Origin of the sequence: Streptomyces sp. NPDC096324 (genome assembly GCF_044763015.1) — a bacterium.
Lineage (GTDB): Bacteria > Actinomycetota > Actinomycetes > Streptomycetales > Streptomycetaceae > Streptomyces.
The window spans coordinates 179,067-197,632 of record NZ_JBIWFK010000003.1 but is presented as its reverse complement, the minus strand read 5'-3'; the positions used below and the strand labels follow the sequence as shown (position 1 = coordinate 197,632).

Genomic DNA, 18,566 nt, shown 5'->3' with positions numbered 1-18,566 from the left:
CGGGAGTACGGATTGCGGCATGACGGCCCGCGCGGGTCACCCGTGACGGAGTACCACTCGGGGTGAGCCACCGGGAGTGGAGAGCCACCCCGGGCGGACATTCACCGGGGGTGGAGGAAGCGGGTGCCTACGCGGTCGCCGGGAGGGCGTGTCCGGGCGCCCTGGGGCGCGGCCGCCCGCTGGCGTCGGGATCCCGTTGCGGCAGGAAGGCCGTGCGGCGGTCGCGGTCGCGGATGGTCGTACGGACCCGGGTGGGCGGCACGACGGGCGCGCAGCGCGCCACGATGAGGGAACACGCGGCGAAGGCGGACCCGGCGGCGGCCGTCGCGGCGATCGCGACGGTGGCGGTGAGGGTGCCCGTGTCGAGCAGGGCGACCTCGAGGAGCAGGAGCAGCAGTACGGCGGCGGGACGGGCATCGGCCCAGGTCCGGATCATCGACCGCTCCTCCTCTCGTACGTGGTGCGCGTGTCTCTCCGTTCGTTATACAGGATGGTTCCGGACCGACCGCCCTGGATCGGCTGCGGCATCCGTCACGGGATCCGTCGCACGGCCGGTCCGTACGTACGGCCCGCGGCCGGTTCGCGCGTAGGGCGCACGGCCGGTACGCGCATAGGGCATGCCGTCAGTCCGCGCGTAGGCCCGTGCGGCCGGTCCGTGCGCAGGGCATGCCGTCGGTCCGTACGCGACAAGCGGTCGCCGCGTACGGATCAGGCGTCCGGTGCATCCGATGCGTCCGCTGTGGTCGATGCCTCCGCTGCGGCCGGTGCGGCCGGCTCGCCGGACACGGCCGCCGCCGGTTTCCGCGGGTCCGTGTCGATCGGCTCCAGCAGCCGCCTCGGCGCTACCAGGGCCCGACTGACCGGATCCGCCGGGTCCCGGTCGAGTCCGGGGCCCGGTGTCATCTCGACGTCCGGGACGGGCACGACCAGCGCACAGCGGGGGCATTCGCCGTACGGGCCCAGTTCCGTTCCGCAGGCGGCGTGCCGGAAGTAGCGCAGGCGGCTCTCGCCGAAGTGCTCGCGGCCCCACAGTCCGAGCGAGCGCAGGGTGGGCCACAGGGCGACACCGCGGTCGGTCAGGACGTACTCGTCACGCGGCGGCGACTCCTGATAGCGGCGCTTCTCGAGGATCCCCTCGGCGGTGAGCGCCTGAAGACGGGTCGCGAGCACGGCCCGCGGGATGCCGAGGTGCACCAGGAAGTCGTTGTAGCGCCGTACGCCGTAGAGGGCGTCGCGGATGACGAGGAGCGTCCAGCGCTCGCCGACGACCTCCAGCGCGCGGGCGATCGAGCACTCCTGCGTCGCGTAGTCCTTGCCCAGAGCCATGCCCCCACTGTAGCCACTTTCCGACTTGTTGGTTCATTGAGCGAACCTAGGTGTTACGGTCTACGCATACACAAGGTTCAATGACCGAACCGAAGGGTGTGGACAGGTTGGCCCGACCGGCCGTCCGACCCGCTGAACCGACCGACCCGACCCAGGGAAGTGAAGGCAGGCCATGACCCGGCTCGACCGGCCCGACACCAGCACGCAGCCCGCGCACGCCACCGGCGTCTCCCCGGCCCCTCCGGCCTCCCCGACTCCCCTTCCGGCCCCCTCGAAGGACAGCGCTCCGCGGGCCACCCCGACCCTCGCCCTCACCAGTGCCGCCACCGCCGTGGCCCTGATGACGTACACGGCCCCGATGGTCACGCTCCCCGACACCGCGGCCGCGCTGCACACCTCGGTCTCCGCCCAGGCCTGGCTGCTCAACGGCACCCCGCTGGGCCTGGCCGCGCTGCTCCTGGTCGCGGGCAGCCTCGCGGACGACTACGGCCGCCGCCGGATCTTCCTCGCCGGCACGGTCGCCCTCGGCCTCACCACCGCCCTGGGCGCGCTCGCGAACTCCACCTGGCTGTTCACCCTGGCCCGCATCGCGCAGGGAGCGGCGAGCGCGGCGATCCTCGCGAGCAGCCTCGGGCTGATCGTGCACGCCTTCCCGACCCCGCGCGGGCGGCTGCACGCGACGGGGGTGTGGGGCGCGTTCGTCAGCGGCGGCATCGCGGCGGGCCCGCTGCTCGCGGGGGCGATAGCCGGCTGGGACTGGCGGATGGCGTACGCCGTCCTCGGCGCCGCCGCTCTGGCCGTCGCCCTCCTCGGCACCCGCGCCCTGACCGAGTCCCGCGCACCGCGCGGCGGCCGGCCCGACCTCGCCGGGGCGCTGACCTTCGGCCTCGCGCTGGTGTCGCTGGTGGCGGCGCTGACGCTCGGCCGCGACGGCTGGCTGCGCGCCCCGGTCGGCCTGCTGCTGGCCGCGTTCCTCGTCCTGATGGCCGTGTTCGTCGCCGTCGAACGCCGCAGCGCCACGCCCATGATCGACCTGGGCCTCCTCCGGCACCGCCGATTCCTCGCCTCGTCGGCGGGCGGGCTCTTCATGGGCCTCGCGGTGATCGGCCTGTTCAGCTTCCTGCCGGCGCTGCTCCAGCGGACGCTCGGGATGTCCGCCATGGACACGGCGTGGCTGTTCCTGCTGTGGTCCGGGCTCTCGTTCACGGTCGCCCTCCAGGCCCGCCGTCTCGCCGGCCGGGTCTCGCACCGCCACCAGCTCGCCCTCGGCTTCGCGCTGCACGCGGCCGGCGTCCTGACGATGCTCGGTGCGATCGGCTCCGGTTCCTGGACCCACCTGCTGCCGGGCTTCGTGCTCTCCGGGGTGGGCAGCGGCCTGCTGAACGCCGCGCTGCCCCTGCTGGCCGTCGAGTCCGTGCCCGCGACCCGAGCGGCGATGGGCTCGGGCGCCCAGCAGACCTTCCGCTACATCGGCTCGTGCGCCGGGGTCGCCCTCACGATCGCCCTGGTCACCTCCACCGGTGGGCCGGCGCACGGAGCGGACATCGCGATCGCGGTGTCGGCGGGACTGGCCGCCGTGGCCGCGGCGAGCGTGCTGGCCCTGCGGGACCGGGCGTGAGCCCGGCGGAGCCCGCGCGCGGCTGTGACGGAACCCGGCGGAGCCCGACGCACGTGACCGGCGGAGCCGCCGATGCCCGTCAGCGGGGCCGCATGGAGGTGAGCTTCCCCCACACCGCCATGCGGTACCGGGAGGTGTACTCGGGGGTGCACGTGGTGAGCGTGATGTAGTACCCCGGCCGCGTGTACCCGTACGACGGCCGGACGGTGCTGCGCGGCACCGGGCGGATCACCCCGACGTCCCGCGCCGACGTCTGCGACAGCGTGCGGTCGACGGTGTACGTGTAGACGGCGGCCCTCGTCTCCACGGTGATCGTGTCACCGCGCCGGAGCCTCGGAAGGTACCGGAACGGCTCCCCGTGCGTGTTCCGGTGCCCGGCGAGCGCGAAGTTCCCGGCCTGGCCCGGCTGCTGGGTGCCCTTGTAGTGACCGACGTATCCCTTGTTCAGGACGTTCGCCTTGCTGACGCCCTCCGCGACCGGCACCCGCAGCGAGAGCCGCGGAATGCCGAGGACGGCGTAGGCCTGCGACCAACGGGGTTGCTTCCGATCGCCCCCACTGGATCCGGACGGAGAGTTCCGCCCCGCCGTCCGTCCGGTCCCGTCCTGCGCGTCCCCGCCGCTCCCGGCCACCGCACCGGCACCGGACTCCGCGCCACCACCGCTCCCGGAACTCCCGGTGGCCGGGGTCCCCCACTCCCGCTCCAGCGCCTGCACCTTGCGCTCGGCACCGTGCCGCGCCTGCCGGTTGGTCCACCACAGTTGGTGCGCCACCAGGAGGAGCAGCACCACTCCGACGGTGACGAGCACCTCGGCACCGCTCCAGACCGCTCGCCGGTACGCGGCCCGCCGTCGCCGCGTGCCGTGGTGCACGACCCCCGGAGCCCGCATCCGTACGCCCCCTTCGCCGGGCGCACGATAGGCGTCACCCCGCCAACTCTCCAGCCCCGCGCGGCTCCTGTCCGGCCAGGGCTTCCTCCACTGGTTTTAGAAAGGGCTGTCTCAACTCTCGACAACCTCAGGCGCCACACCCGATGCTTCCTGATGGCATCAGCGGGACGGCATCAGTGGGACGGGCAAGCGCCGGCGGGAACCAACCGGCGACCGAGTTCGAAGTCGAGTCGACAGCCATGGCCGACTCCGTCCGCGAAGGACGTGAGTCGCGCTGAGACGGACGGAGAAGCCAGCCATGATCCGACGCAGAACACTCCTGGGCGCCGCGGGCGGTGCGGTCCTCGGCGGCGCCCTGGCGACCGGTACGGCCCGCGCGGACGCGACGATCGCCGTGAACCCGGCGGCGACGTACGGGAAATGGGAGGGGTGGGGCACCTCACTGGCCTGGTGGGCGGGCGTCTTCGGCGCCCGCGACGACTTCGCCGACCTCTTCTTCACCACCAAGTCGACGACGTACAACGGCGCTTCGCGCCCGGGCCTCGGACTGACCATCGCCCGCTACAACCTGGGCGCGTGCAGCGCGAACAGTGTGGGCGGCGAGACCATGACCGCCTCCGCCGACATCCCCTCCTTCAAGCAGATCGAGGGCTACTGGCAGGACTGGAACAACGAGGACCCGACGTCCTCGGCCTGGAAATGGACGGCGGACGCCACCCAGCGCGCCGCCCTCACCAGGGCGACGGCGCGCGGGGCGACGAGTGAGCTGTTCGCCAACTCCCCGATGTGGTGGATGTGTCTGAACCACAACCCGTCGGGCGCGGCCGGGGGCGGCAACAACCTCCAGTCCTGGAACTACCGCCAGCACGCCTCCCACCTCGCGGCGGTCGCCCTCTACGCGAAGACGAACTGGGGGGTGAACTTCGCCACCGTGGAGGCGTTCAACGAGCCCTCCTCCAGTTGGTGGACGTCCACCGGCACCCAGGAGGGCTGCCACATGGACGCCTCCGTCCAGTCGGCCGTACTTCCCTACCTGCGCAGCGAGTTGGACAAGCGCGGCCTGACGGCCACCAGGATCTCCGCGTCCGACGAGACGAGCTACGACCTGGCCCGTACGACATGGAGCTCCTTCAGCTCGACGACCAAGGCCCTGGTCAACCGGGTCAACGTGCACGGCTACCAGGGTTCGGGGGGCCGCCGGGACCTTCTCTACACGGACGCCGTGACGTCGTCCGGCAAGGCGCTGTGGAACTCCGAGTACGGCGACGGGGACGGCACCGGCCTGACCCTGGCGAGCAACCTCCTCCTCGACTTCCGCTGGCTGCACCCGACCGCCTGGGTGTACTGGCAGGTGATGGACCCCACGGCCGGCTGGGGCATGATCAAGTACGACGCGGGCACGCTGACGGCCGGCGCGGTCGAGACGAAGCTGTATGTGATGGCCCAGTTCAGCCGCCACATCCGCCCCGGCATGACGATCGTGGACACGGGCGTGGACTACGCGGTGGCGGCCCACGACGCGGCGGCGAAGCGCCTGGTGATCGTCGCGGTGAACAAGGCCACGTCCGCCCAGACCCTGACCTTCGACCTCTCCCGCTTCACCACGGTCTCCGGCGGCACGGGCGGCCTGGTCCCCCGCTGGACCACCCTGACCTCCGGCACCGGCGACCTCTACACCGCCCACTCGGACACCTACCTGAACGGCAAGTCCGTGGCCCTCTCGTTCCCGGCCGGGTCGGTACAGACGTTGCAGGTGGACGGGGTGGCGGCGTGAGACGAAGCTGACCGACGCGTCGCCGGCGCGGTGACGGCGTTCGCGGCGACAGCGACGGTGGAGTCAGCGGCGCCGGCAACGGCCGACCGGCTCCCTCCTCCTCCCGCCCTCCCCTCTCCTCCACTCCCCAGCCGGGGATCTCACCCCAGCCGGGGATCCCGGAATATGCCGTCGGGGACTCCCGCGTCTCTGGCCTGCAGGTCTCTCTCCTTGGCGGCCCGGCGGCAGTACGGTGTCCCCCATGCGCCCCGACACGCCTGCCGAGAACGTCGACCACACCGCCGAAGCGGCTCGCCTGGAGCGGACCGCCGGCCTGTACCCGGAGGACGCCGAGCACCTGCTCCTGCAGGCCGCGGCCCACCTCGAACTGGCCGGCGACCGCCCCGGCGCCACCACCCTCTACGACCGCCTCCTCTCCTCGGACACTCCCGAGACGCCTCTGGAGAAGCCGTATCTGGTCCGCGCCCTCAAGGCGTCGAACCTGTGGGAGTACGACCACGAGGCCGAAGCCCGCGCGATCATCGACGGCGTCCGGGCGGCGGCCCCCCGCGACCCGGCCCCCTGGGTGATCGTCGCGGAGGCCCTGGAGTCGCACGACGAACTGGAGGCGGCACAGGACACCTTCACCGAGGGAACGACCCTGCTCCTGACGGACGTGGCGGAACCCCCCTACTCCACGCTCCCCCTCCTGTTCGGCCGTCACCGGGTGCGCCGCATGCTGGGCGCGGCGCACGACGAGTGGGACGCGCTGGCCGACACCCTGCACTCGTCCCCGATCTCCCTGGACGAGCTCCACGACCCGAAGCGGGTCTGGTCCCTCGGCTCGGACAACCCGGCGGAACTCCAGGCCGAGATCACCCGTCTCCAGGCCGAACTGGGCGCCTACCGCGAGGCCCTCTCACGCCCCTTCCCGGTGGCGGTCCTGCACTGGTCGGCCCCCGAACTCACGGAACTGACCACCGCGTACCCGGACCTCACCACCGAGTACCCGACGCACGACGAGCACCTCGCGACGATAGAGGCGTCCCTGCGCGAACTGGCCGTCTCCGGCACCCCGAACCTCGGCATCGTCACCGCCACGGTCCCCTCCTACGAGGCCTTCGCCGCCTCGGAAGCCTCGTCCCCCGCGGACACGACCCTGCTCCCCCAGTACGCGACGACGCTGGCAGCCCGGGGGTTGGCGGTCGCGTGGCCCCCGCAGCGGGGGGCTGGATGCTGGTGCGGGTCGGGGGCTTCTTACGGGGAGTGCCACGGGGCCCAGGACGCTTGAGACCGGCGGCGGCACACGCCTTGAAACGCGGCCCCTGGAAGATCCAGGGGCCGCGTTCCCATTTATGTCGGCCCCGCTACTCCTCCACAACTCGTTCACGCTAACGTCACACCTGATCTGCTGAACCGGCATGCCCGCACGCTCAGGGCGTGTCCCTGCTCGCGAGGACCACGTATGGCGCCCTACCAGCCGTCTTCCGACTGGCAGTTCGACGTACCCACGAGCGGAAGCAAGCGGCTTCCCCCGGCGGCCAGGTCGTTCGAATCACTCGCCCACCAGGGCTACAGCTTCGAGGCGGCCATCGCCGACCTGATCGACAACTCGATCGACGCTGGGGCCCGGGACGTCGTCGTGAGCTTCCTGCGGGACACGGGCAAACGCGGGGGACGGGACCGCCTCGTCGGCCTGCTCGTCATCGACAACGGTCACGGCATGGACGAGGCGGGCCTGGACACAGCGATGACCGTCGGCGGGCGCGAGAACTACGCCGCCGGGGCCCTCGGGCACTTCGGCGCCGGCCTGAAGGCCGCCTCCCTCTCGCACGCCGACGCGCTCACCGTGATCAGCCGGACCAAACGCAGTCCGTCGACCGGCCGTCGCTGGCTCACCGCCCGTGCGCAGGCCGACTTCACCTGCGACATCGTCGACGCGACGTACTGCCAGGACCTGGTCGACCGCTATGACGGAATCATCGGCTGGCACGGCACGATCGTGCGCTGGGACCAGGTCCGCCCGTTCGAGACCATCACCGCGGGTCAGACCGACCGCTATCTCAACGACGCGATCGACCGGCTCGAGACCCACCTCGGCCTCCACCTCCACCGCTTTCTCGCACGCGACGGCTTCCACATAGACATCGTCGTCGAGGACGTCCACACCCGGGAGGAGCTGGACCACCGGGGCGTCGAGCCCATCGACCCGTTCGGGTACCGGGTTCCCGGTCGCCCTGGCTATCCCCGTACGTACACCGCCCCTGTGGAAGGCCTCGGAGACGTCTCGTTCACGGCGCACATATGGCCGCCCAAGTCTCCGCTGGTCGCCTACCGCGGCATCGGCCCGCTCGCCGAACGCCAGGGCTTCTACCTCTACCGCAACGACCGCCTCGTCCAGGCAGGCGGCTGGAACGACACCCGCAGTCCGGAGAGCCACCTCGCCCTCGCCAGGATCGCCCTGGACCTGCCGTCCGAGCCCAACGACGTGTTCTCCCTGACCGTCAAGAAGGACGGCGTCCAGGTCACCCCGGCGTTCGCCCGCGGTCTGGAGCGGGCGGCCAACGCCGGCACCGGTCACACGTTCACCGAATACGTCCGTGACGCCGAGACGGCCTACCGCGAAGCCGCCAAGCGGCGTACCGAGGTCAAGCGCATGGCCGTCATTCCGCCCGGCAAGGGAATCGATCCCAAGCTGAAGCGGACGCTGCGCGACGAACTGCCCCAGCTGGAGGGCGACGACCCCATCACGTTCGTCTGGGCCCAACTCGACGTGCCGGCCGGTGCCGACTCCGGCGAACTCCTCTTCACGATCGACCACAAGGAGCGCCTCGTCGTCCTCAACAAGGACTACCGGCACGCCTTCAACGGCGGTCGGCGAGGAGGCTCCAACGACGCTCCGGTCCTCAAGAGCCTTCTCTACCTGATGCTCAACGAGATCTTCCAGAAGGAGCGGGTCTGGGCCAACCAGACCGACAGGGTCGCCCTGTGGAACAGCGTGCTCGTCACCGCCGTACGGGCCGAACTCGCCCGCGTCGACGACTAGTCCACGGACCTCCCCCGCACCTTCCCGCACACCAGAGAGGCCACCCGACCACCGTGACCGCCGAGAACGCGCCCGCCCCCGACCGCCTCACCGACCTCCACGGCGAGGTGCTCGACGCGATGAGCCGGCGCGGCCCCAAGCACTTCGCCAAGCTCGCCTTTGCGCTCGCCGACGACGAAGAGCCGGCGGACACGGACGTTGCCGGATTCCACGAGCGGATCCTGGCCGCTGCCCCCGGGGACGACCTGATCGCCGTCTGGCGCCGCAAGCTCACCGCATGGGATTTCGAGCAGACCCCCTCGTGGTCGGCCACGACGGCACGCACCCCCGGACGCCGCGCCGAGGTCTACGACAAGCTCGGGCTGGACGTGGATCTCCGCAAGGCGTTCGACACCGCCGTCCCCGTCCACACGGAACCCGGTCCCGTCACCATCAGCCGTGAGTTCCAGCCCTGGTACACCCGGGAACAGGCGGCGAACCGCGCCTTCTACTGGACGTCGTACGAGCGTCTGCTGCGTCGCAAGGGCTGGGGCGACGCGGCCGTCTCCGGTCTGGACGAAGCCGCCCACGCGGTCGTGGAGCGGCTGGCCGACCCCACCAGCGACACCCCTTACGGCGCGCGTGGACTCGTCGTCGGCTACGTGCAGTCCGGCAAGACCGCCAACTTCACCGGCGTCACCGCCAAGGCCATCGACGCGGGCTACCGCCTCGTGATCGTCCTCGGCGGCACCCTGAACCTGCTGCGCGGCCAGACCCAGCGCCGGCTCGACATGGAACTGATCGGCCAGGAGAACATCCTCGGCGCCGCCGACCCGACCGACCCGGACGCCGTGGTCGGCATCGACTACCAGGACGACGAGGACTGGCCCGCCAAGTTCGTCTCCTTCGGCGCCCGCCCCTCCGACCTCGGCGCCTTCGACATCGAGCGTCTCACCTCCCGCGACCGTGACTACATGTCCCTGGAACGCGGCATCAGCGCGCTGGAGTTCGAGAAGCCCGACCGCACCCGCCCGCTGCACGACCCGGCGAATCTGCACGCGGCCCGCGCACGGATCATGGTCGTGAAGAAGAACAAGTCGGTGCTGGAGAAGCTGGTGAGGGACCTCAAGAAGATGGGTCCGATCCTCGGCGAGATCCCGGCCCTGATCATCGACGACGAGTCGGACCAGGCCTCGGTGAACACGACGGACCCCAAGAAATGGGAGGAGGGCAAGGTCACCCGCACCGCGATCAACGGCCAGATCAGCGCGCTGCTCAAGCTGCTTCCCCGCGCGCAGTACGTCGGCTACACCGCGACCCCGTTCGCCAACGTGTTCGTCGACCCGGGCGACGAGGAAGACCTCTTCCCGCGCGACTTCCTGATCTCGCTGCCCCGGCCCCACGGATACATGGGTGTTCAGGACTTCCACGACCTGGACACGATCGCCGGCGGCGAGGGCGAAGCCGAGAGGAAGCACGTCCGGGGCATCTACGACAGCACGGGTGACCGGCTCCAGGAGGCCTTGGACGCGTTCGTACTCACGGGCGCGCTGAAGGTATACCGCGAGAAGCACGGCGTTCCGTCCGAACCTTTCCGGCACCACACCATGCTGGTGCACGAGTCGGTCCGTATGGCCGAGCACGCAGCCCTCGCCTTGCGGATCAACACCATGTGGCACAACGCCGCGTACACCGGTCCAGAAGGTCACGCACGTCTGGCAGCTCTCTTTGAAAAGGACTTCCACACCTACGCGGACGACTCCCTGCCCACCCCCGCGACGTACGCGGACCTCAAGCCGCTCGTCTCCCGGGCCTGCCAACTGATCAGCCAGGGCGGCAGCCCTGTCATCGTCGTCAACGGCGAGAGCGAACGCGACTACGCTCAGCCCGACCTCGACTTCGCCCGCACCCCGAACGTCTGGAAGATCCTCGTCGGTGGCACCAAGCTGTCCCGAGGTTTCACGGTCGACGGCCTGACCATCACGTATTACCGCCGCACGACACAGCAGGCCGACACCCTGATGCAGATGGGCCGCTGGTTCGGTTTCCGCGCCGGGTACCGGGACCTGGTGCGTCTGTACATCGGCCGCGAGGAGCAGCTCGGCAAGGGCCGCAACGCCAAGACCGTCGACCTGTACGAGGCCTTCGAGGCGATCTGCCGCGACGAGGAACTCTTCCGCGACGAACTGGCCCGCTACGCCCCGCTGACGGACGGCCGCCCCCAGGTCACCCCCGCCCAGATCCCGCCTCTAGTGGCCCAGCACCTGCCGTGGGTGAAGCCGTCGGCCCGGAACAAGATGTTCAACGCGGAGCTGGTGGAGGTGAGGTCGCCGGGCAAGCCGATCGAGCCGGCCGCTTATCCGCAGGACGCTGTACTGACCTCGCGCAACACCGAGCGCTGGAAGTCCGTCCTCGCGGCACTCAGCGGTACCTCAGCGACCTGCGTTCTGCGGCCGGACGAGACTTCGCCCCTCCCCCGCAGCTTCCAGGCGGCAACCACGGTCGTCCCGCACGCTCAGCTCCTTTCCGTTCTGAGCTCGCTGGAGTGGGAGGACGGAAACGTTCTCACCCCGCACCTGACCTACTTGTCCCAGCTTGACGGCCGCCTGGCCAAGGTTGACGACTGGCTGGTCATCACTCCGCAGCGAACACAGCGCAATCGGATCGAGGCGACTGTGCTGGGCCAGGGACCGTTCTCCCTGTTCCGCCGAAGCCGCCAGTCTGGAAAGCAGTCCTTCGGCCGTATCTCGGGCATGGAACACCGTCTGTTCGCCCAGCAGTTGATCGAACGGCCTGACTTGGCCTCCACGGGAGACAGCTTCCCCGCACTCGGAGCGACGCGGGGCGTAGTGATCCTGTATCCCGTCGTAGAAGCCGCTCAGGACGATGAGGTCAAAGCTGTCGCAACGACGGGCACTGCGGCAACTGACCGCGTCATCATGGCGTTCACCGTGATTCCGCCGAAGGCAGCCATCGACACGAAGAAGCAGCTTGTCCGCTTCCAAACCAAGGACTCCACTCGTCCAGACGCGGTTATCGTCAACGCGGACTAAGGCGCGAGGGCTCCGCACGCTGCGGATCACTCACCAACGGGGAGAACATGCTTCCTTTCGAAGAGGCCGACATCAAGGCCGCCGTTTCGGTCGCTCTACCGAACCTGGCGGCCGGGGTGGACCCTGAACTGGACCGGGTCTACGACCGCATCATGGCGCAGGACCCTACGGGCCGACGGTTTGCCAGGGTCCTCCGCGACACCATCGACCAGCTGCTCAACGGCGAGGTGACCGGACGCTACGACTGGAAGGCGCTCTTCAAGACCGAGAAGACCCACGCGGGAACTCTCGTGGAGATCAATCTCCAGCGTGAGTTCAGGTTCGCCGACGGCGACGCCATGGACTACCAGATCGCCGACATCGACGTGGACTGCAAGTACTCCCAGCAGTTCGGCGGGTGGATGATTCCTCCCGAGGCGATGGACCACCTCTGCCTGCTGGCTTGGGCGGATGACTACAAGTCCCTCTGGAGTATCGGGCTTGTCCGGATACGTCACGAGTGGCTCAACACGGGGAACAACCGTGACCTCAAGCTCACGATCAAGGCTGAACACCGGGACAAAATCAGGTGGTTGTGGCGGGATGAAGCCCTTCCGGAGAACGTACTCCTCCACATGGACACCGCGGACCGGGCCGCCGTGTTCGCGTCGGACTCAGGCCAACGTCGCTTGAACGAACTCTTCCGGCGCGCCCAGAGGCGACGCATCGGCCGCAACGTGGTGCGCACCGTGGCCCAGCAGAAGGACTACATGAAGCGGGTCCGCGGCAACGGCGGCAGCCGGTCGGCGCTCAGGGCGGAGGGCATCCTCATCATGGGGGACTACGCCACCCACCGCGAGATCGCCGCCCAGCTGGGGCTCCCTCTCCCCGAGGAAGGCGAGTTCGTCAGCGCCCGAGTGGTGAGCGCGCGGGCCCATCACCAGGATGCCCCCGTGGCCGTCCTGGACGGCAAGCAATGGGTTCTCGCCCAGTCAGACGACCCCGTCGAACCCGCACCGTCCTTGCCTTCACACACCAGACAGGACTGACGATGCACGCGCCCTTCGCGACCCGCCTCGACCTGGGCCGCGATTACCTCGTCAAACCTGATGTGGCCATAGGCGTGACGAGCCCCGCGGCCGATGGTGCGTCCCGCCGCCATCTGCATGCTGCAGTATCCTGCAAATGGACAATCAGGTCAGATCGCATACAAAACGTGCGTCACGAGTTCCTTCAAATGATCAGGCACCGGCGCGGACGGCTGCCGCACCTGGTGGTGGTGACCGCGGAACCGATGCCCAGCCGGATCGCCTCGATCGCACGGGGGACCGGGGAAGCCGATGCCATCTATCACGTGGCCCTCGACGCCCTGAAGGCCGCGGTTGCCGCTGTCGGCAGCAGCAAACAGAAGGACGACCTCGACGAGATCATCGAACAAGGCCGCCTCCTTCCTTACGGAACACTGCCACCAACTCTGTCCACCTGGTAAATCACCGCAGATGACAACTCACGACTCAGAACCAGATCCGTCAGGGACCACCTGGGTGCCGCCCGAGGGTTCCTGGGCTTCGTCCGCCGCGCGCCGCCGCAACATGCAGGCGATCCGGAGCCGGGACACCACCCCGGAGCGGCTTATCCGCCGGCTGGTGCACGCTCAAGGTCTGCGCTACCGAGTCGCGGCTCGCCCGCTGCCCGACCTTCGCCGCACCGCCGACATGGTCTTCCGGCCCGCGAAAGTAGCCGTCTTCATCGACGGGTGCTACTGGCACGGCTGTCCTGAGCATTACGTTTCACCGAGGACCAATCCCGGCTACTGGTCCGACAAAGTCGCCCGGAACATGGCCCGCGACCGCGATACAAACGAGCGCTTGCGGGCAGCCGGCTGGCTTGTCCTGCGCTTCTGGGAACACGAGCCAGCGGAAGAATGCGGTGAAGCGATCCGCCAAGCGGTGGTATCCAGGCGTCCGGCCTCCCCCGCCAGCAAAGCGGACGCTCCTACATAGCCAGGAACATCCCGAGTGCGCGCTGGGCCATGGCGTTGTCTTCGATCCTCATGAACTCATAAGCAATCTCCGCAAGCTGACGCCCATCACGTCCGGTCTGCGCGTACCGGAGAATCACGTCCGCCTCAGAACCCAGCCCGCATGCCCTGCACGCGGCTACCGCGTGAGCCACCTCCGTCGGCTCGCCCACCACACCGACGTGCCGAAGGATGCCGGCAACATCCTCGGCCCTTCTGTTCTGCTTCATGTCCAACAGGGTCAGCGCGGTGGGCCACTGCCCTTTCCCGTGTTGCCGGTCCCCTTGCGCTGAGGGGACCGGCAACACGGGGTGCTGGCAGCTCGTGCACAAAGCCGCCGGCAGTTCGCATGCCTTCACCCAGAGGTCCTCAAGCTCTTCCCAGGTGACCGGCATGGAGGCGTCGCTCGTCTGCGCGGCCGTCTCCGCCAGTTCGTAGAGCGCCTGGATCACCTCGCGCTTCGGCTTGTGGATGCGCGCGTTGAGCAGGTCGGAGAGTGCACTCGCTGAGGTGTCGCAGCCGCAGTCGCGCCGTGTCAGCTCGGCATGCGTCTGCCTCAGCGACAGGCCGACCACCTTCATCAAGGTGCGCAAGACCCTGGCGAGGGCTTTTCTCCCCTCCGGTATTCCGGCATCCAGTTCCCTGAAGCGACCCGATCGCGGCACGCCAGCTCCTTCTGTCCCACCCCACCACAGCTTTGACGACAGTGTGCCTCCATCCAGCCTCAACCGACCTGTCAACTGTGTCCGGATACTCATCTGGACACTCAGCCACTTCTCTTTCAGGCGGACTTGATGTTCCGTTGTGCTCAGCGGGCCATTGTCAGGCGCCAACTGTCCTGACACGCAGTCGGGCTGGCCCGCACAGGCGCTGTGAGGTGGAGATGAGCACGGCCTTGCCTTCATGGCAGGACAGCAAACTGGGCACGATGAAGCGCGCCGCTCTCTGGCTCGTCCAGGTGGTCGGCGAGGGGAACGTCTTCACCAAGACGGAGCTCCGCGACGCCTTTCCGGACGTGGCACAGATCGACCGTCGCATGCGGGACCTCCGCGACTTCGGGTGGAAGATCGACACCAAGCGCGAGGACATCGACCTCGACGCCAACGAACAGCGTTACGTCCAGCGCGGCGAAGCCGTCTGGGAGCCGGGGCGCGGCACTCGTCCGAAGACCGCGATCACGGTGAACCAGCGCCGGGAGCTGCTGGCCGCCTATGGCCACAAGTGCAGCTCGTGTGGTGCCACCCCCGGAGACAAGTACACCGACTCGGAAATCACAGCCCAGCTCGACGTGGCCAAGCGTGAAGTCCGGCTGCCGAACGGCACGAAGGCTCAGCAGTACGTCGTCGAGTGCAACCGCTGCCGTGTCGGCGGGATCGGTTCCACGTACGACGTGCCGGCATTGCTCTCCGAGGCTGTATCGCTGCCCTCCCTCGAACTCGACATCCTGAAGACCTGGATCAAGCAGGACGCCCGGACCTTCAGCGCTGTCGAAGATCTCTGGGCGAAGTACCGTGCCCTGCCGGCCGAAGCACGCGACTCCTTCCGCGACGGTCTGAAGTAAACGCCCGATGGGGGCGGGCCGACCATTGGCACGCCCCCATCAGTCCCCAGAACTCAATCCAGTTACGAGAGGTACCCATGCCGACGGACTTCGGCTTCCCGCCGACTGCGGAGGAGAACCGCGCCCTGGTCGAGCAGCGGCTTCAGGACGCGCGCACGGGCGACGCCGTGCCTGAGACACTCCGTGTTGAGTTCCGGGGCCGGCCGATCCACGTCGAGGTCATCGACATGGACGTGGACCGGCTCTACTACAACCCCGCTACACACAGAGTCAGCGCTCAGCGCGCCCACGACCCCTTGCGGGAACAGGAATTGGCGAAGGACTCATGGTCCGACGCCGGCCAGAGCTATCTGCACGATCTGCTGATGGCGAAGCCGTCTGACCCTCACCAGCGCGACCCGGATTTCGACAAGCTGATGGAGAGCCTGCGCGAACACCGGCAGAACGAGCCGGGACTCATCTCCCGTGAAGGCGTTCTCGTCAACGGAAACACCCGCCGGGCCGCTCTTAAGAAGCTGGGCGTCCGGACCATCCGCGTAGGTGTACTCCCCGCCAGCTGCGCCTGGGACGACATCCTCACAGTCGAACTGTCGCTGCAGCTCAGGCCCGACCGTCGGCGCGAGTACTCCTACATCAACCGGCTCATGGCCGTTGAGGAGCAGATCCAGCTGGGGCTTCCCCTCGCCGCGATCTCCAAGCTGTTCCACACCACGACACCGGCGCTGGAACGGGATACCTGGGTCCTCGGACAGTTGCGTGACCTGGAGAAGCGTAGCGAGCACGGACGCAACAAACTGCGCCTGATGGACTTCGAGGACGCCCAGGAGCGCTTCGCCGAGCTGTACCGCGTCTACGTGAAGGAGAAGGCCAGGAACAAGGAAAAGGCCAACACGCTTCTTGAGTACCGTCTGGCCGCGATCGTTCTCGACATCGCCAAGACTGACATTCGGGCCATCCATACCGATTTTCGCGAGAAGTTTCTGGAGCATCGTCTGCCCGAGCGATCTCGAGCCGTGGAAGCAGAGCCCCCGAAGGCGGTTTCCATCCCGGGCCTCAACCGTTCCGTTCCAGCCCCGAGTTCTGAAACGGCGCAGGCGCGCGCCCTCACTGACACGCTGCTCAGAGCCAAGGCTACGCAGAAGTCCGCGGCCACCGCGACGCCCGAGGAGATCACTGACGCCAACCAGTCGGTGAGCGTTTTGGGGACTGCGTTCGGCGAGTCGGTCCGAGCCGCTGTTGACGAGAGCCGCAAGCAGAGGAAGCGCCTTGCCGCTCCCGACCGGATCACCGCGGCAGTCGACGATCTTCAGCAGTGTGTGACCGACCTGGTGATGGCCCGCGGAAACAACAGCCTGGACGAGGGCGCTTTCGACGACGCTCTGATCACGCTCCGCCAAGCACTGACGAAGGTGTCCGCTGAGGCTTCAAGGAGCATCCAGCTTCCGGGGGAGGGCCTGACCTGGCTGCGTGAGGCCGTGGCAGGCCAGCAATGACACGCCCTGACAGCCCGTCTCTGCGCATCACGTTCGACGTCACAAGGACACGGGCTGTACTCCGGGCCAGGCCAGGCCTGGAAGGAGACTTCGGCATGCTGGCCACGCGGGTGACTCCGGGTGGCCAGCTGGGCCCGCTGACGTCGGAGACCGACATGGACAGCTTCCTGTCCGTCATCGGCGAACTGGCGGGCTGGCCCCACACTGACGTTGAGTGGGAACCCGAGCTGGCCAGCCTGGTCACCGGTGTTCTTGATGACTCTGAGACCGTGCAGTCCCGGCTTGGCTCACCGTCTGCCGAGCCCCAGTCAGCGCCGCTCGCGCCGGAGGATCTCCACACGCTGCTTGGCGCGGGCTGGGAGGCAGACCTGACGTCATTCCAGCTCCGCGATATCGGGGAACTGCTGTCCCTGGGCCATGGCGCGAACTTCAGCGTTCCTGGAGCCGGCAAGACCCGCACGACTCTCGCCGTGTTCAGCGCACTGAGGGAGCGGGGCGAGGTCCGGCGTCTGCTTGTCATCTGCCCCAAGGCGGCGTACGAGGCCTGGCGCTTCGAAGGGGGCGTCTGTTTCAAGGAACCGCTGCGAACTTCCGTAATGGACAACGGATCTCTGGATCCCGAAGCTGATGTCGTCCTGGTCAACTATGAGCGGCTGTCCGGCTCTGTCAGCCGACTGTCGGAGTGGCTGCGCACGGCTCCGGCCATGTTCGTGCTTGACGAGGCGCACCGCATGAAACTCGGAGCGCGCGGCACTTACGGCTCTGCCTGTCTATCGCTCGGGCCACTGGCCCGGCGGCGTCTCATCCTCACCGGGACGCCAGCCCCCAACAGCGCCCGGGATCTGGAAAACCTGCTCTCGTTCGTGTGGCCGGGACACGGGAAACAGCTCGTGGTCGAGGCGGTCAACGGTGGTGACCTCGCTTACGCGAGCCGGGCTCTGCGCCCGCTGTTCACCCGTACGACAAAGAAGGAACTAGGCCTCCCGCCCTTCGAACCCGTGGTCCGGTATGTCGACCTTCCTCCGCTGCACCGCGAGCTGTACAGCGCTCTCAAGGGGGACCCGTCCGCTCGGCGGGGTGATCTGGCCTCACTCGGCAAGGCGGCGATGCGCCTGCTGATGGCCGCGATCAGCCCCTCGCTGCTGGCTCCGAGTGACAACCCCTACGATCCACTCGCCTTTCAGCTGCCAGCGATTGATGTCCCTGACAGCGACTCTTTGCAGACGCTGCTGCGGCGGCTTCCTCAGCATGAACTCTCACCGAAGTACGCGGAGACTGTTCGCATCGTCGCGAGGAACGCACAAGACGGACGTAAGACACTGGTGTGGACTGGGTTCATCCGAAGCCAGAAAACCCTGGAGGAGCTGCTGGCACCCCATGCCCCGGCTTCCATTTACGGCGCCACCTCGGGCCCGGACCGGGAAGCTGAGCTCAGCCGCTTCCGTGAGGACCCCTCGTGCATGGTCCTGATCTCCAACCCGGCGACCCTGGGTGAGGGGATCAGCCTTCACCAGGTCTGCCATGACGCCGTGTACGTGGACCGCGACTTCATGGCTGGCCGCTTCCTCCAGAGCCTTGACCGGATTCACCGGCTGGGGCTGCCCCCAGGTACCGAGACGCGCGTGACCGTGCTGGCGGCCCGGGGCACGATCGACGAAATCGTGGCCGTGCGCCTCGAAAAGAAGCTGCACTTCCTGGGCAGCGTGCTCGATGACCCGGCGGTGCGCCAGCTAGGCGACCTCCAAGAGGAGGAGACCACGGGCTTGGGCATGGACGCCGATGACATCCATGCCCTACTCGCGCACTTGAACAGCCGACTGCCCTGAAGGCCGGCTGAGCTGCGACACCG

The 18,566-nt window shown here is 68.4% G+C and carries 14 protein-coding genes and 1 pseudogene; 11 read left to right on the top strand and 4 right to left on the bottom strand.

Features of this window, described 5'->3' with window-relative positions; translation table 11 throughout:
- Positions 1-127: 127 nt before the first annotated feature.
- The gene (locus tag ACIQ7M_RS08320; protein WP_355760898.1) at positions 128-436 is read right to left on the bottom strand and encodes a DUF6412 domain-containing protein; all 309 of its coding nucleotides are present in this window, start codon (positions 434-436) and stop codon (positions 128-130) included.
- A gap of 371 nt (positions 437-807) precedes the next feature.
- Positions 808-1,326, bottom strand: a pseudogene (locus ACIQ7M_RS08315) (winged helix-turn-helix transcriptional regulator); the annotation flags it as partial.
- Positions 1,327-1,498: 172 nt separating this feature from the next.
- On the opposite strand from ACIQ7M_RS08315, the gene ACIQ7M_RS08310 reads away from it, so the two are divergent.
- Complete coding sequence (locus tag ACIQ7M_RS08310; RefSeq protein WP_403641268.1) at positions 1,499-2,944, top strand: MFS transporter; 1,446 nt, start codon at positions 1,499-1,501, stop codon at positions 2,942-2,944.
- A gap of 79 nt (positions 2,945-3,023) precedes the next feature.
- On the opposite strand, the gene ACIQ7M_RS08305 is transcribed toward ACIQ7M_RS08310, so the two are convergent.
- Positions 3,024-3,833: a class E sortase gene (locus ACIQ7M_RS08305; RefSeq protein WP_403641265.1), complete on the bottom strand. Its 810-nt coding sequence runs from the start codon at positions 3,831-3,833 to the stop codon at positions 3,024-3,026.
- 298 nt (positions 3,834-4,131) lie between these two features.
- On the opposite strand from ACIQ7M_RS08305, the gene ACIQ7M_RS08300 reads away from it, so the two are divergent.
- From ACIQ7M_RS08300 to ACIQ7M_RS08270, 7 genes are all read left to right on the top strand, one after another.
- On the top strand, positions 4,132-5,607 hold the full coding sequence (locus tag ACIQ7M_RS08300) for a beta-1,6-galactanase (protein ID WP_403641262.1): 1,476 nt from the start codon (positions 4,132-4,134) through the stop codon (positions 5,605-5,607).
- A 241-nt stretch (positions 5,608-5,848) separates the two neighbouring features.
- Positions 5,849-6,877, top strand: coding sequence for an SEC-C domain-containing protein (locus ACIQ7M_RS08295; protein WP_403641259.1), 1,029 nt, complete (start codon positions 5,849-5,851; stop codon positions 6,875-6,877).
- A gap of 174 nt (positions 6,878-7,051) precedes the next feature.
- Positions 7,052-8,632: an ATP-binding protein gene (locus ACIQ7M_RS08290; RefSeq protein ID WP_403641256.1), complete on the top strand. Its 1,581-nt coding sequence runs from the start codon at positions 7,052-7,054 to the stop codon at positions 8,630-8,632.
- Positions 8,633-8,751: 119 nt separating this feature from the next.
- Positions 8,752-11,664 (top strand): Z1 domain-containing protein, encoded by a 2,913-nt coding sequence (locus tag ACIQ7M_RS08285; protein ID WP_403642198.1) that lies wholly within the window; start codon positions 8,752-8,754, stop codon positions 11,662-11,664.
- A gap of 47 nt (positions 11,665-11,711) precedes the next feature.
- A complete protein-coding gene (locus ACIQ7M_RS08280) occupies positions 11,712-12,692 on the top strand; it encodes a NaeI family type II restriction endonuclease (RefSeq protein WP_403641252.1) in 981 nt (326 codons plus the stop codon).
- Positions 12,693-12,694: 2 nt separating this feature from the next.
- The gene (locus tag ACIQ7M_RS08275; protein ID WP_403641249.1) at positions 12,695-13,132 is read left to right on the top strand and encodes an NgoMIV family type II restriction endonuclease; all 438 of its coding nucleotides are present in this window, start codon (positions 12,695-12,697) and stop codon (positions 13,130-13,132) included.
- Positions 13,133-13,142: 10 nt separating this feature from the next.
- Positions 13,143-13,646, top strand: coding sequence for a very short patch repair endonuclease (locus tag ACIQ7M_RS08270; protein ID WP_403641246.1), 504 nt, complete (start codon positions 13,143-13,145; stop codon positions 13,644-13,646).
- On the opposite strand, the gene ACIQ7M_RS08265 is transcribed toward ACIQ7M_RS08270, so the two are convergent.
- Positions 13,639-14,328, bottom strand: a complete 690-nt coding sequence (locus tag ACIQ7M_RS08265; RefSeq protein ID WP_403641243.1) for a hypothetical protein — start codon at positions 14,326-14,328, stop codon at positions 13,639-13,641. The two genes, ACIQ7M_RS08270 and ACIQ7M_RS08265, sit on opposite strands and share 8 nt — an antisense overlap.
- 218 nt (positions 14,329-14,546) lie before the next feature.
- Here ACIQ7M_RS08265 and ACIQ7M_RS08260 point away from each other — a divergent pair, with 218 nt between their 5' ends.
- From ACIQ7M_RS08260 to ACIQ7M_RS08250, 3 genes are all read left to right on the top strand, one after another.
- On the top strand, positions 14,547-15,224 hold the full coding sequence (locus ACIQ7M_RS08260) for a hypothetical protein (RefSeq protein WP_403641240.1): 678 nt from the start codon (positions 14,547-14,549) through the stop codon (positions 15,222-15,224).
- A gap of 77 nt (positions 15,225-15,301) precedes the next feature.
- Positions 15,302-16,717, top strand: a complete 1,416-nt coding sequence (locus tag ACIQ7M_RS08255; RefSeq protein WP_403641237.1) for a ParB N-terminal domain-containing protein — start codon at positions 15,302-15,304, stop codon at positions 16,715-16,717.
- Positions 16,714-18,543: a DEAD/DEAH box helicase gene (locus tag ACIQ7M_RS08250; RefSeq protein ID WP_403641234.1), complete on the top strand. Its 1,830-nt coding sequence runs from the start codon at positions 16,714-16,716 to the stop codon at positions 18,541-18,543. Before ACIQ7M_RS08255 ends, ACIQ7M_RS08250 begins: the two co-directional genes overlap by 4 nt.
- Positions 18,544-18,566: the final 23 nt, after the last annotated feature.

Coding starts and splice junctions, on each gene's coding strand:
- ACIQ7M_RS08320 (WP_355760898.1), bottom strand. CDS start 436: ATGATCCGGACCTGGGCCGATGCCCGTCCCGCCGCCGTACTGCTGCTC.
- ACIQ7M_RS08310 (WP_403641268.1), top strand. CDS start 1,499: ATGACCCGGCTCGACCGGCCCGACACCAGCACGCAGCCCGCGCACGCC.
- ACIQ7M_RS08305 (WP_403641265.1), bottom strand. CDS start 3,833: ATGCGGGCTCCGGGGGTCGTGCACCACGGCACGCGGCGACGGCGGGCC.
- ACIQ7M_RS08300 (WP_403641262.1), top strand. CDS start 4,132: ATGATCCGACGCAGAACACTCCTGGGCGCCGCGGGCGGTGCGGTCCTC.
- ACIQ7M_RS08295 (WP_403641259.1), top strand. CDS start 5,849: ATGCGCCCCGACACGCCTGCCGAGAACGTCGACCACACCGCCGAAGCG.
- ACIQ7M_RS08290 (WP_403641256.1), top strand. CDS start 7,052: ATGGCGCCCTACCAGCCGTCTTCCGACTGGCAGTTCGACGTACCCACG.
- ACIQ7M_RS08285 (WP_403642198.1), top strand. CDS start 8,752: ATGAGCCGGCGCGGCCCCAAGCACTTCGCCAAGCTCGCCTTTGCGCTC.
- ACIQ7M_RS08280 (WP_403641252.1), top strand. CDS start 11,712: ATGCTTCCTTTCGAAGAGGCCGACATCAAGGCCGCCGTTTCGGTCGCT.
- ACIQ7M_RS08275 (WP_403641249.1), top strand. CDS start 12,695: ATGCACGCGCCCTTCGCGACCCGCCTCGACCTGGGCCGCGATTACCTC.
- ACIQ7M_RS08270 (WP_403641246.1), top strand. CDS start 13,143: ATGACAACTCACGACTCAGAACCAGATCCGTCAGGGACCACCTGGGTG.
- ACIQ7M_RS08260 (WP_403641240.1), top strand. CDS start 14,547: ATGAGCACGGCCTTGCCTTCATGGCAGGACAGCAAACTGGGCACGATG.
- ACIQ7M_RS08255 (WP_403641237.1), top strand. CDS start 15,302: ATGCCGACGGACTTCGGCTTCCCGCCGACTGCGGAGGAGAACCGCGCC.
- ACIQ7M_RS08250 (WP_403641234.1), top strand. CDS start 16,714: ATGACACGCCCTGACAGCCCGTCTCTGCGCATCACGTTCGACGTCACA.